The 12549-nt window shown below is 62.2% G+C and carries 11 protein-coding genes and 1 pseudogene; 5 read left to right on the forward strand and 7 right to left on the reverse strand.

Annotated features, from left to right (window positions below; genetic code table 11):
* On the forward strand, positions 1-571 hold a 571-nt coding region (locus J8I87_RS22830), incomplete at its 5' end, for a peptidoglycan DD-metalloendopeptidase family protein (RefSeq protein WP_209934199.1).
* Positions 572-655: 84 nt separating this feature from the next.
* Here J8I87_RS22830 and J8I87_RS22835 read toward each other — a convergent pair.
* A complete protein-coding gene (locus J8I87_RS22835) occupies positions 656-1474 on the reverse strand; it encodes an alpha/beta fold hydrolase (RefSeq protein WP_209934200.1) in 819 nt (272 codons plus the stop codon).
* A 135-nt stretch (positions 1475-1609) separates the two neighbouring features.
* Positions 1610-2008 carry a hypothetical protein gene (locus J8I87_RS22840; protein WP_209934303.1) on the reverse strand — a complete coding sequence of 133 codons (399 nt, stop codon included), beginning with the start codon at positions 2006-2008 and terminating at the stop codon, positions 1610-1612.
* A 907-nt stretch (positions 2009-2915) separates the two neighbouring features.
* Between J8I87_RS22840 and J8I87_RS22850 the strand changes: the two genes are divergently transcribed.
* The 3 genes and pseudogenes from J8I87_RS22850 to J8I87_RS22860 all read left to right on the forward strand — a co-directional run bounded on the left by J8I87_RS22850 (position 2916) and on the right by J8I87_RS22860 (position 6894).
* The gene (locus J8I87_RS22850) at positions 2916-3371 is read left to right on the forward strand and encodes a (2Fe-2S)-binding protein (protein WP_209934202.1); all 456 of its coding nucleotides are present in this window, start codon (positions 2916-2918) and stop codon (positions 3369-3371) included.
* 1 nt (position 3372) lies between these two features.
* Entirely contained in the window at positions 3373-5610 is a 2238-nt protein-coding gene (locus J8I87_RS22855; RefSeq protein ID WP_209934203.1) for a xanthine dehydrogenase family protein molybdopterin-binding subunit, read from the forward strand.
* 13 nt (positions 5611-5623) lie between these two features.
* Positions 5624-6894, forward strand: a pseudogene (locus tag J8I87_RS22860) (c-type cytochrome).
* A gap of 368 nt (positions 6895-7262) precedes the next feature.
* Here the strand turns inward: J8I87_RS22860 and J8I87_RS22865 are convergent.
* The 4 genes from J8I87_RS22865 to J8I87_RS22880 all read right to left on the reverse strand — a co-directional run bounded on the left by J8I87_RS22865 (position 7263) and on the right by J8I87_RS22880 (position 10280).
* Positions 7263-7748, reverse strand: a complete 486-nt coding sequence (locus J8I87_RS22865) for a L,D-transpeptidase (RefSeq protein WP_209934205.1) — start codon at positions 7746-7748, stop codon at positions 7263-7265.
* Between the two features lie 274 nt (positions 7749-8022).
* A complete protein-coding gene (locus J8I87_RS22870) occupies positions 8023-8667 on the reverse strand; it encodes an amino acid ABC transporter permease (protein WP_209934206.1) in 645 nt (214 codons plus the stop codon).
* Positions 8664-9419, reverse strand: a complete 756-nt coding sequence (locus J8I87_RS22875) for an amino acid ABC transporter permease (RefSeq protein ID WP_209934304.1) — start codon at positions 9417-9419, stop codon at positions 8664-8666. Before J8I87_RS22875 ends, J8I87_RS22870 begins: the two co-directional genes overlap by 4 nt.
* Positions 9420-9470: 51 nt before the next feature.
* Entirely contained in the window at positions 9471-10280 is an 810-nt protein-coding gene (locus J8I87_RS22880) for a transporter substrate-binding domain-containing protein (RefSeq protein ID WP_209934207.1), read from the reverse strand.
* Positions 10281-10542: 262 nt separating this feature from the next.
* On the opposite strand from J8I87_RS22880, the gene J8I87_RS22885 reads away from it, so the two are divergent.
* On the forward strand, positions 10543-11418 hold the full coding sequence (locus J8I87_RS22885; protein ID WP_209934209.1) for a LysR substrate-binding domain-containing protein: 876 nt from the start codon (positions 10543-10545) through the stop codon (positions 11416-11418).
* 21 nt (positions 11419-11439) lie between these two features.
* Here the strand turns inward: J8I87_RS22885 and J8I87_RS22890 are convergent, their stop codons facing one another.
* Positions 11440-12531, reverse strand: coding sequence for a calcium:proton antiporter (locus tag J8I87_RS22890; protein ID WP_209934210.1), 1092 nt, complete (start codon positions 12529-12531; stop codon positions 11440-11442).
* Positions 12532-12549: the final 18 nt, after the last annotated feature.

Raw genomic sequence — 12549 nt, forward strand, 5'->3', positions numbered from 1 at the left:
CAGCAGCAACAGCAGCAACAGCAGCAACAGCAGCAACAGCAGCAACAGCAGCAACAGCAGCAACAGCAGCAACAGCAGCAACAGCAACCGCGCACCAGCAGACAAGATCTCATCTGCCGCCGCTCCGGCGTCGGGGGCGCCCGCGCCGAGCGCCGCCGAATCGCGCGAAGTGAACGCCGAATTGGCCCGTCACGCAAAAGGCGTCTCGCTGATCTGGCCGGCGCAGGGCAATGTCCTCGAAGGCTTTCAGCCGGGCGAGACGCGCGGCATCGAAATTGGCGGCAAGCCGGGCGACCCGATCCGCGCCGCTGCCGACGGCAAGGTCATGTTCGCCGGCACGGGGCTGAACGAATATGGCAGTCTCATCATCGTCCAGCACAACAAGGACTTCCTCACCGCATACGCGCACAACCGCAAGCTACTGGTCAAGACGGGCGATATCGTGCGCAAGGGTCAGCAGATCGCCGAAATGGGCAGCGAGAACAACTCGCGAGTGTCCGTGCTGTTCGAGTTGCGCCGCGACGGCAAGCCTATCGACCCGATGCCCTATCTGCCGTCTCAGCACGGCTGATCGAACTGACGTTCATCTGCGCCACAACGGCTGCGGCGAACCCTGTTCCCGGCGGCCGTTGAGCTTGCGCTCGCGCTCACGGGTTCAACCGATCCAGCGCAACACCGCACCGACGATCGCCTCGGGCGCGTCCTCCTGCATCAGGTGTCCGGCGTTCGCCACTGCCTGAAAACGCGCATTTGGAATGACACTGGCGAGATGACGTCCGCGCTCGATCGGAATCCATCCGTCGTCTTCGCCCCACAGAATTTGCGTGCGGCAGCGAATCTGCGGATAGCGCGCTTCGACTTCATCCGTATAACGCTGATCCATCTGCGCGATCTGACGATAGAAGGCCGCTTGCCCGATATCGCCGAGCCATGGCGCGACATAGGGCGCGAGTTCGTCATCGGCGATCGGCCGGGCGAGCGCGCCGCGCACGTACGCCCTGACGATCGCCTCATGAATGTACGCGGGCAGCCCGGCGAAAGCCGCCGCATGCTCGCGCACGTGCCGCACGAACGGCGAACCCCATGGCGCGACCGCAACGGGATCGATAAGTGTCAGGCTTCCGTAATCGCAGCCGTCGATCAGATGCGCGCGCAAGGCCGTCGCGCCGCCGAAGTCATGCGCGACGACATCGGGCGCATCCAGTCGCCAATGCGCGAGCAACGCGGCGAGCAGGCCGTTCTGCACGCCAAGCGAGACATCCTGGCCTTCGCGCTGCTCCGATTGCCCATAGCCGAGCAGATCGTACACGTACACGTTGCGATCGCTGGCGAGATACGGCGCGATCCGATGCCATACCCACGACGAGAACGGCGTGCCATGAATCAGCACGACGGGCGGCCCGTCGCCAAAGATCGCATAGCGAACCGTTTGATCACGATACGTGAACTGCTGATCGAGCGTCCAATCCGTCATAAGCGTTCGACTCCGTTCAGGAGACCACGCAAGCGCGGTGAAAAACGCCGCATGTCAAAGTTTGAGTCATTACGAAGCCGGGCTTCGATTTTGCGTTGGTTGAATCGCATCAAATCCCGAACAAATTACGATTCGTCACGACACATCAAGCGACTTCAGTATTGCCGCGACTTGTCCATGCGCATGAAGTACCTCGGGGCTGCTCTGCAAAATCTGACGATAGCGCGGCAAGAACATATTGCCGGGCAAGTTTTCCGCAAACAGACCAGCGACGGATTCGACGGCGGCCATGCGATCGGTTGCAGTGGCTTCCTTATCGTCGAGAATCTCGTCGACGTTGGCGATCACCGTCGACAGCGGCGTCAGCCAGCGAAAACCCGACCCGTTGATCAATACCTGCAGGAACGCGGCGGGCGTGACGGGGCCGAACTCTTTCTCATACAATGCGCGCTCGTGATCGAGTATGGCTTTGTGCAGCACGAGTAACGGCTTGCGAATATCCCCGAGAAACTGCATCGCGCGTTGGTCGTTCAGGTTCATCGTTTGACTCCAGAGCAGAGTGGCATTTAATTGAAGCATGCCGGAAACACCTTTAGTGCGTAAGGAAATGAAAGAAGCGCACGTGCGAATGAAAAGCAAGCCCGGATATAGGGACGTCCCGTCTCGTTCCCAAATACGAAAACCCGTCAATTGCTTTTTATATGCAACTGAACGATGCCATGCTGGCAGCGCATGGTCATTAATCGCTGAACAGGTCAGTCTGCTAGCGCACATAGGTGTTCAATACTGGTCTACCAGTGCCATTCCGGTTATCCATACGTAATCACTCGGGCATGCAGGACGAGCGCACGGCGACATTGCTCACCTATTACACGCGACATCAGACTTCCGTGCAATGGCGCGGTTTTCTCACGGTGCTCGCCGAAGAGTTCGAGACATAACTCAAGACATTGCAGCTGCGCATACTGATGGCGCGGATCGGCACACGCTTTGCCGCAAGCGTTGCCCGTGCAAGGCGCAAATGTTTGCTCGCGCCCCCATTTGATGCGCCACCGTCCGAAAGGACCTGAAGGGGTCGATCGGTGTGCAGCACTATCGTCAGGATGCGTCCAACTTTTGCCCGTGAATGATTAGCGCGTTCTAAGCGGGACGTTTGCAAGAACAAAAAGCAGTGCGGTTGCCGCACTGTTTTTTTGCGCCGGGTTTCCGGCCATCGATGCACGCACGTTTGCACGCGGCGGCACTTTGCACGCACGTTTTTTAACGTCCCACTACAATCGATTGCCCCATTTTTCCGATGCATGTGCAACGCATGTGTGCATCGAGTGTGCACATGCACTTGGTGACGCAATTAGCGCATCACGTCCAACAAAGACCGGCTTGCAGCCGCATTTTGTTCGACGTCGCCGGATAAACACAAACCCCTCTGACGGAATTGCTCATGACAACGCTGAATATCAACGGCCAGTCCCACACCATCGACGCACCGCCCGACATGCCCGTGCTGTGGGCGTTGCGCGACATCATCGGCCTCACGGGAACGAAATTTGGCTGTGGCATCGCGCAGTGCGGCGCGTGCACGGTGCATCTGGATGGCGTCGCGGTGCGTTCGTGCGTGCTGCCCGTCGCGGCCGTGGGCGACAAGAAGATCACGACGATCGAAGCCGTCGGCGACACGCCCGCGGGCAAGAAGGTCCAGGCGGCATGGCGTCAGATCGACGTCGTGCAATGCGGATACTGCCAGTCGGGGCAGGTGATGCAGGCGGCGTCGCTGCTCGCGCAGAATCCGGATCCGAGCGACGCCGACATCGACGCGGCGATGGCGGGCAACATCTGCCGCTGCGGCACCTATAACCGCATCCGTGCGGCCGTGAAGCAGGCCGCGAAGGAGGCGTGAGATGTCGCAAGGATTGCTCGATGCACAAAACGGCAAGCCGCGCGACGACGATCACGCGATCGTCACGCGCCGCGCGTTTTTTAAGTTCGGCGCGAGCGTTGCCGCGATGGCGTGCGGCGGGTTGCTGCTCGGCTTCAGCGTTCCCGCACAAAGTCAGGGCGATGCGCGCAAGTCCGTGATTGGCGGCGATGGTATCGAGACGCCGCAAGGCGGCGTGCTCGCGCCGAACGCGTTCGTGCAGATCGACACGGCGGGCAAGGTCACGCTGATCATCCCGAAGGTCGAAATGGGGCAGGGCGTGTACACGTCAATACCGATGCTGCTCGCGGAAGAACTCGAAGTGCCCCTCGACAGCGTGACGATCGATCATGCGCCGCCCAACGAAAAGCTTTTCACGGACCCGTTGCTCGGCGGCCAGTTGACGGGTGGCTCGACGTCGATCCGCTATGCGTGGGAACCGATGCGCCGCGCGGGCGCGACCACGCGCGTGCTGCTGATCAACGCGGCCGCGCAGCAATGGCAGGTGGACCCGGCATCGTGCCATGCGCAGAACGGCCAGGTGATTCACGCGGACACGAAGCGCAGCATCGCCTATGGGCAACTCGTCGAGGCCGCCGCAAAGCTGCCCGTGCCGCAGAATGTGCCGCTGAAAGACCCGAAAGACTTCAGGCTGATCGGCACACAGCTCAAACGCCTCGATTCGCCGGAGAAGGTGAACGGCAGCGCGAGGTTCGGCCTCGACGTGCGTCTGCCCGACATGGTGTATGCGGCCATCGTCAATTGCCCGGTGTTCGGCGGCACGCTCGTGAGCGTCGACGATACGGCCGCGAAGAAAATTCCGGGCGTGCGGCAGATCGTGAAGATCGACAACGGCGTCGCTGTGATCGGCGATCACACGTGGGCCGCGAAACGCGGCGCGGCGGCGCTGAAGATCACATGGAACGAAGGCGAGGGCGCAGCGGTGTCGATGAAGACCATCGTCGACGATCTGGAGAAGGCGTCGCAGGGCAGCGGCGCCGTCGCGCGCAAGGACGGCGACGTGAGCAACGCGTTCTCGCAGGCGAAGACGCGCATCGATGCCGTATATCAGCAGCCATTCCTTGCGCACGCAACGATGGAGCCGATCAACTGCACGGTTCACGTGAAGCCCGACAGCTGCGATATCTGGGTCGGCACGCAGGTGCCGACGCGGGCGCGCGATGCCGGCGTCAAGGTGACGGGCCTGCCGCCCGAGAAGATCGTCGTGCACAACTTCCTGCTCGGCGGCGGCTTCGGACGACGGCTCGAAGCCGACATGGTCACGCAGGCGCTCAAGGTCGGCAAGCAGTTGAACGTGCCCGTGAAGGTCGTCTGGACGCGCGAGGAGGATATCCAGCACGACATGTACCGGCCGTACTATTACGACAGGATTTCAGCGGGGCTCGACGCGAACGGCAAGCCGATCGCGTGGCAGCACCGCATCGTCGGCTCGTCTATTCTCGCGCGCTTTGCGCCGCCTGCCGTGAAGAACGGCGTCGATCCCGATGCCGTCGAAGTGGCCGCCGATCTGCCGTACGACCTGCCCAACCAGATCGTTGATTACGTGCGCGAGGAGCCGCGCGCGATACCGACTGCATTCTGGCGCGGCGTGGGTCCGACGCGCGGCACGTTCGTCGTCGAGAGCTTTATCGACGAACTGGCGGCGCAGGCGAAGGTCGATCCCGTCAAGTATCGGCGCGATCTGCTCGGCAAGTCGCCGCGCGCGCTGAACGTGCTGAACGTCGCGACCCGGGCGGCGGGCTGGGGCAGCGCGCTGCCGAAGGGACAGGGGCGCGGCGTGTCGGTGATGCATGCGTTCGGCAGCTTTCTGTCGATGGTCGCCGACGTGACCGTCGATCAGGGCGAGGTGAAGGTGAATCGCATCGTGTGCGCGGTCGATTGCGGGATGGTCGTCAACCCGAACACCGTTGAAGCGCAGATTCAGGGCGGCGTGATCTTCGCGATCACGGCCGCGCTCTACAGCGAGATCACAATCGACCGTGGCCGCGTGCAGCAGAACAATTTCACTGACTATCGGATATTGCGCATCAACGAAACGCCGGCCATCGAAGTGCATATCGTGAAGAGCAGCGAGGCGCCGGGCGGCATCGGCGAGCCGGGGACGTCTGCTGCGATGCCCGCCATCGCCAATGCGATCTATGCGGCGACGGGCAAACGGCTGCGGCAGCTGCCGGTGGGCAGTCAGTTGATGAACGTGTGAATGGAGGCCGACGATGAAGACCGCATTGAAGGCATGTGCGCTCGCCGCCGCGTTTGCGCTGCCCCGCTTCTCGCAAGCGAGGCGAGCGCCGCCGCCGACGCGCTCATCAAGCGCGGCGACTATCTGGCGAAAGCGGGCGACTGCGTCGCGTGTCACTCGACGTCCCACGGCAAGCCATTCGCGGGCGGCCTGCCGATGACGACGCCGATGGGCGTGATCTACACGACCAACATCACGCCCGATCCGGACACGGGCATCGGCCGCTATAGCGAGGACGAGTTCAAACGCGCGATGCGCGAGGGCGTCGCGAAAGATGGCCACAACCTGTATCCGGCGATGCCGTATCCGTCGTACGCGAAAGTCAACGACGACGACATGCATGCGCTGTACACGTATTTCATGAACGGCGTCGCGCCCGTGAAGCAGGCGAACCGCGAGCCGGACATCAAATGGCCGCTCAACATGCGCTGGCCGCTGAAGTTCTGGAACATGTTCTTTCTCGACAAGGGCGTGTATCGGGACAAGGCGGGGAAGGACGTCGCTTGGAATCGCGGCGCGTATTTGATTCAGGGGCTTGGACATTGCGGCTCGTGTCATACGCCGCGCGGCGTCGCGTTCGAGGAGAAGGCGCTCGACGAGAGCGGCAGCGCGTATCTGACGGGCGGTCTGCTCGACAACTGGTTCGCGTCGAATCTGACGGGCGAGCATAACGTCGGGCTGGGGCGCTGGTCAGAGGCGGATGTCGCGCAGTTTCTGAAGACGGGCGCGAACCAGCACGCGTCGGCATTCGGGGCGATGACGAGCGTGATCAACAACAGCACGCAGGCGATGACGGATAGCGATATCGCGGCGATGTCGCGCTATCTGAAGTCGCTGCCCGCGGCGGGCGGATCGGGCGGACCCGCGTATGCGTACGACGCAAAGACGACGAAGGTATCGCTGACGCGTCCGGCGAACGATGCGGGCGCGCGGGTTTATACGGCGTACTGCATGCATTGTCATGGCGTCGACGGGCGCGGGTTCGCGCCGATGCTTGCGCCGCTTGCGGGCAATCCGAACGTGCTGGAGAAGGATGCTTCTTCGTTGATCAATGTGACGCTGAATGGGACGGGCGATCTTGTGATTGGCGGCGTTCCGGCGCCATACCCGATGCCGAAGTACGCACCTGTGTTGAACGATCAGCAGATCGCCGACGTGCTGACTTTTATTCGTTCGGGTTGGAGTAATGGGGCGCCGGGTGTTGGCGCGGGGGAGGTTGCGAAGATGAGGAAGGCGACGCGGTGAGGGGTTTGGTTCGGGACAATCGTACGGTTCGCGGTGCGTCGAATGCGGCTTCGACCAGTTGCGCCTGAAAATCGACGACATGCATGCCGTGGCGCGTGAGCGCGGCGGCGAATGCCTTTTCACCCGCTACATCAACAACGAAGCGAAACTTGGCTGGCGATGCACAGACGGACACGAGTGGGATGCGAATCCGGCGCACAAACAGTTGCCGGTTTGCGCGCGCAAATGGCGCATCTGAAAGCGTGACGGGTCTGAAAGCTCCAGCCGCGATCTGGACGTGCGCACTGCCTACGATGAACAAAACAAAGGTTATGCGCGTGACGGCGGCGCCGCTGGCCGCAATCGGACTTGACGTACCCCGTTGCGCTTCACTCTTCAATCAGAACCGGCATTCCGGGCTCGATCATTTCGAATAGCTCTGCAACGTCCGCGTTGCGCATCCTTATGCAACCATGAGATGCCGCAATGCCCATCGGCTCGGTGTCAGGGCAACCATGAATGTAGACAAAGCGTCGCATCGTATCTACGTCACCGAAGCGGTTTCTTCCCGGCTCGCAGCCACGCAGCCAAAGAATGCGTGTAAGTATCCAGTCGCGCTCCGGGAACTGCGCCGAGAGTTCGGATGAATAGATTTCGCCCGTTGGTCTACGTCCGACAAAGACCGTACCGATCGGACAAGATGCACCGATCTTCGCGCGAACGATATGACGACCGCGTGGAGTGCAGCCGCTTCCCGTTCGTTCGCCAGCGCCGTTCTTTGCGGTAGAAATCTGATATGTCCGCACAGACTCGCCCTCCCGTTTGAAGATCAACGTTTGCCGGGAGAGATTTGCGATGAGCAGCGACATTGGCATGAGATGTATCGGGTTCTGGAGCGCGGATCATCGTTGGATGGCGATGTAATCGCCTTGAATCCATACGAGGGCAGTGCGATTGACGCCGGAGCTAGAGCAGTTGTCTGCACATGTGCTCTTCGTCAAAAAATCGCCCATTAACCTGGGACGCTGACTGTACTTGATGTCACGAACGTTGCGCAAGTTCTGGAATTCAAGGCGTCTTTCGCTGTCTGCCGTCCGAGCGATACGGCACTGATAGCGCGCGCAGCGTCGCAGACAATAAGACAATATTTCACCGCTTCTGCCGGCGCTCCAACACCCTCGCATACCACGTCAACGGAAAGCACATCGCAAAGTACAACATCGCGACCATTCCATAGATAGGAAACGGCCTGAACGCCGCGTTGGTAATCATCGTTCCCGTCTTCGTGAGCTCGGTGAACCCGATAATCGAAGTCAGCGCCGTGCTCTTCACGACCTGCACGAGAAACCCGACCGTCGGCGCGACGGCAATCTTGAGAGCCTGCGGCCACACGATATACCGCAACTGCTGTCCAAACGTCATCCCGAGACTTGCGCCAGCCGCCCATTGCCCACGCGGTACGGCTTCGACACAGCCGCGCCAGATATCCGTGAGATACGCGCTCGTATAAAGCGTCAACGTGACCGTCGCGGCGACCCAGGGCGACACATCGACGCCCAGCAACGGCAAACCGAAGAACGCAAGAAAGAGCTGCATCAGCAACGGCGTGCCCTGAAACAACTCGACATACAACACGACGATGCGCCGCAGCCACGGCAACGGCGACACCCGCATCGCGAGCAGCAACAACCCGACAATGCCGCCGCCGACAAACGCAATCAGCGACAGCAACACCGTCCAGCGCGCGGCGAGCAGCAGATTGCGCGCAATATCCCATAGCGTGAATTCGATCATGACGAGCGCTCCGTCGTCGATGCCGTGCGCGAGCCGAAACAGGCGAACAGGTGGCGCGCGAGGCCGCGCGGCGCCGGCGTCGAGCGCGCCGCGCGGCCCGCGAAGAGGCGCTTGCCGAGCCGGTTCAGCACGAGCCGCAACACGATCGACAGCGCGAGATACGTCGCGGTGATGATCACGTACGCCTCGAACGAGCGGAAGTTGCGCGACTGGATATAGTTCGCCGCGTAGGTCAGATCGGGCACGGAGATCTGCGAGACGACAGCCGAGCCAAGCATCACGATCAGCACCTGGCTCAGCAGCGCCGGAAACACATTCGCGACCGCCTGCGGCAGCACGACATGCCGGAACACCTGGCGTCCCTGCAAGCCAAGCGCGTGCGCGGCCTGAATCTGTCCGCGGGGGATCGAATCGATCCCGGCGCGCACGATTTCGATTGCGTATGCACCAAGATTGACCGTCATCGCGAGTATGGCAGCCTGGATTTCGTCGATATGAATGCCGAGGCTCGGCAGCCCGAAAAAGACGAAGAACAGCTGCACGAGAAACGGCGTGTTGCGGATCAGCTCGACATATGTCGCGATCAGCGCGCGCGCCCATTTCGGCCCGGACGCAGCCACCGCCGCGCCCGCGATGCCGACGAGGCCGCCCAGCACCGTCGATACGGCCGTCAGCCCGAGCGTCACGCCGACGCCACGCACGAGCATGCCCGCATACATGTCGAAACTGCTGAAATCGAACGTGTAAGTCATCATATGCGGCTCATCGTGGCATCGGCGGATCTAAAGACAGATCAAAAGGGCTTAGAGGTTTTCCGGCAGCGGCGCGCGCAGCCACTTCTGCGAAATCGTGTTCATCGTGCCGTCCTTGCGGGCGCGCGCAATGGTTTCGTCGACTTTCTTCAGAAGGCGCGGCTCGTTCTTGTTCAGGCCGACATGATCGGGCGAACTGAACAGCGAAAACTTCTGCTCCGGATCGTTGGCGGGATGGCGCGCGAGAATCGTTGCGCCGACATCGTTACCGACGACCATCAACTGTACCTGACCAGAAAGAAATGCAGAAATAGCGCCGTTCGGATCGTCGAAACGTTTGATGTTCGCCGACGGCGGCGCAATCTTCGTCACGCTCAGATCCTCCAGCGTGCCGCGCGCGACGGAAATGCTCTTGCCCGCGAGATCGTTTGCATCCTTCACTTTCAGCGACTTCGGACCGAACACGGCGAGATAGTAGGGCGCATAAGGCTGCGAGAAGTCGATCACTTTCTCGCGCTCGGGTGTCTGGCCGACGGAGAGCAGCATATCGGCCTTGTGGTCCGCGAGGTACGCCATCCGGTTGTCGCCCGTCACGGCCACCAGCTCGACCTTGACGCCCAGCGACTTGCCGATCATGTTCGCGACGTCGATGTCATAGCCTTGCGGCTTCATGTCCGGTCCGATCGAGCCGAACGGCGGATAGTCCATGAACACGCCGACGCGCACGACGCCTGCCTTCGTGATCGTGTCGAGCGCGTCCGCATGCGCGAGCGGCGCGAACGCGGACAGCGCGGCGCCTGCGAAGGCCAGCGCGGCGAATGCGTTGCAAAAACGGCGGCTGAGGGGAGCGGCGGTGGTCATTGGTGCATCCTTTCGTTGAGTGTTGGCACAGCGGTCAAGCCACTCTAGGTTTGCCAAAATCCGCGAACAATCGAAATCTGCGCATAGGGTCCATGACTTGCGCTCATGCCGTACGGGTTCTCCCGAGGCCGTCACTGCATGAGCGCGACGCATGACGAACGCTCGTAGGGGAATTTTGGATCGCGTATCCTTGCACATAGTCGTGCCGTGCGCCTCATTGCGACGCGGCACGCGATGAATTTTCCTGATACGACGAAACCGCATGCGACGACTTCCGCCCCTGAACGCCTTGCAGATCTTCGAAACCGTCGCGCGTCACCGCAGCTTCACGCGCGCGGCCGAGCATCTGTGCCTCACGCAGGGCGCCGTGAGCCGGCAGATTCTCGCGCTCGAGGACTACTATCAGTTCCCGCTCTTCAAGCGTCATGCAAAGGGCCTCACGCTAACGGCGGAAGGCGAGTTGCTGTTGCCCGCCGTCAAGGAAAGCTTTGCGCGCATCGAAGAGATTTCGCTGCGCCTCACGCGTCAGCGCACCGATCTCGCGCTGAAGGTGCCGACCTGCGTGATGCGCTGGATGCTGCCCAAAATCATGCAGTTCCAGGCCGAGTATCCCGATCTGCACGTGCAGATCACGACGACATGGCAGCACGACGTCGACTTTCAGGTCGAGCCATTCGATGCCGCGATCGTCTACGGCACGTCGGCGGGCGCGGACGTGCAATCAGTGCCCCTCTTCGAGGAGCGCCTCACGCCCGTATGCGCGCCGCAGCTGCTGCAGGAAAGGCCGCTTGCGCAGCCCGCGGATCTCGCGCGCCACACGCTGCTGCATCCGACACGCGATCATCGCGACTGGAAAATGTGGCTCGATTACGTGAGCGCGCGCGATATTGACGCGGACGTCGGCCCGAGCTTCGATACGCTCGATCTCGCGACGAACGCCGCGTTGCAAGGCTTCGGCGTGGCGATCAGCGATCTCGCGCTGATCGAAGAGGATGTCGGCGCGCAGCGCCTCGTGCGCCCTTTCGATGCCGTGCTCACGACGGGCGCGCGCTACTACTTCGTGTATCCCGACAGCGTCGCGCATCAGCAGAAGGTCGATCTGTTTCGCGACTGGATCGGCCGGCATTGCGCGCAATGAGCGGCGGGTCCGCGCCCGCCATCAAGGCGCGAAAGAGAGAAACAGATACGCGGCGAACAGCGAGAGATGCACGGTGCCTTGCAGGATCGTGGTGCGTCCCGTGCCGAGCGTGAGCGTGCTGATGAGCAGCGTGAGTATGAGCAGCACCGTGTCCCTGCCATCGATGCCAAGCACGAGCGGGCGGCCCGTCCAGATGAACACGAGCGCGACAGTCGGAATCGTCAGGCCGATGCTCGCGAGCGCCGAGCCAAGGGCGAGATTCAGGCTGGTCTGCAAGCGGTCGGCGCGTGCCGCGCGCGCCGCGGCGAGTCCTTCCGGCAACAGCACGAGCGCCGCGATCACGATGCCGACCACGGCAGCGGGGGCGCCCGCTTCGAGCACGGCGCGCTCGACGACAGGCGACAGCACCTTCGCGAGCAGCACCACGGCGACGAGGCTCACGACCAGCAGCACGCCGCTAGCAAGCGCCACGCGCGTGCTGGGCGGCGGGGCGTGGGCGTCCTCGTTGGCGGCGTGAGCGGAGTCGGTGAGGAAATAGTCGCGATGACGTACGGTCTGCACGAACACGAACACGCCATACAGCACCAGCGACGACACGCCCGCGAACGCCAGTTGCTTGTCGCTCAGGGCAGGTCCGAGCTCGACGCTGGTGTAGTTGGGCATCACGAGCGAAAGCACCGACAGCGAAGCGAGCACCGCCAGCGCCGCGCTCGCGCCGCGAATCTGGAAGTCCTGCTCGCGATGACGCAAGCCGCCCAACAGCAGACAGATCCCGACGATTCCGTTGCACACGATCATCACGGCGGCGAACACGGTGTCGCGCGCGAGGCCCGCTTTCTCGGGCCCGCCCGACAGCATCACCGACACGATCAGCGCCACTTCGATCACCGTCACGGCGACCGCGAGCACGAGCGTGCCGAACGGTTCGCCCACCCGATGCGCGACCACCTCCGCATGGTGCACGCCTGCGAACACCGCGCCCGCGAGCACGATGGCGGCGAGCGCCGTCAGCAGGCCGTTGGCGGGCAGCGCATAAGCGGCGCCGAGCACGAGCCACGCGATGACAGGCGCTGCGATCGTCCAGCGCGGTAGTACGGGCGATGTCGATGCCATCTGCGTTCACTCCATTGT

It is taken from the genome of Paraburkholderia sp. LEh10 (assembly GCF_017814945.1).
GTDB lineage: Bacteria > Pseudomonadota > Gammaproteobacteria > Burkholderiales > Burkholderiaceae > Paraburkholderia.

What these genes read in the sequence shown, in the direction of transcription:
- J8I87_RS22885 (WP_209934209.1), top strand. Translation starts at nt 10,543, where the DNA reads ATGCGACGACTTCCGCCCCTGAACGCCTTGCAGATCTTCGAAACCGTC.
- J8I87_RS22875 (WP_209934304.1), bottom strand. Translation starts at nt 9,419, where the DNA reads ATGACTTACACGTTCGATTTCAGCAGTTTCGACATGTATGCGGGCATG.
- J8I87_RS22890 (WP_209934210.1), bottom strand. Translation starts at nt 12,531, where the DNA reads ATGGCATCGACATCGCCCGTACTACCGCGCTGGACGATCGCAGCGCCT.
- J8I87_RS22835 (WP_209934200.1), bottom strand. Translation starts at nt 1,474, where the DNA reads ATGACGGATTGGACGCTCGATCAGCAGTTCACGTATCGTGATCAAACG.
- J8I87_RS22850 (WP_209934202.1), top strand. Translation starts at nt 2,916, where the DNA reads ATGACAACGCTGAATATCAACGGCCAGTCCCACACCATCGACGCACCG.
- J8I87_RS22870 (WP_209934206.1), bottom strand. Translation starts at nt 8,667, where the DNA reads ATGATCGAATTCACGCTATGGGATATTGCGCGCAATCTGCTGCTCGCC.
- J8I87_RS22865 (WP_209934205.1), bottom strand. Translation starts at nt 7,748, where the DNA reads ATGCCAATGTCGCTGCTCATCGCAAATCTCTCCCGGCAAACGTTGATC.
- J8I87_RS22880 (WP_209934207.1), bottom strand. Translation starts at nt 10,280, where the DNA reads ATGACCACCGCCGCTCCCCTCAGCCGCCGTTTTTGCAACGCATTCGCC.
- J8I87_RS22855 (WP_209934203.1), top strand. Translation starts at nt 3,373, where the DNA reads ATGTCGCAAGGATTGCTCGATGCACAAAACGGCAAGCCGCGCGACGAC.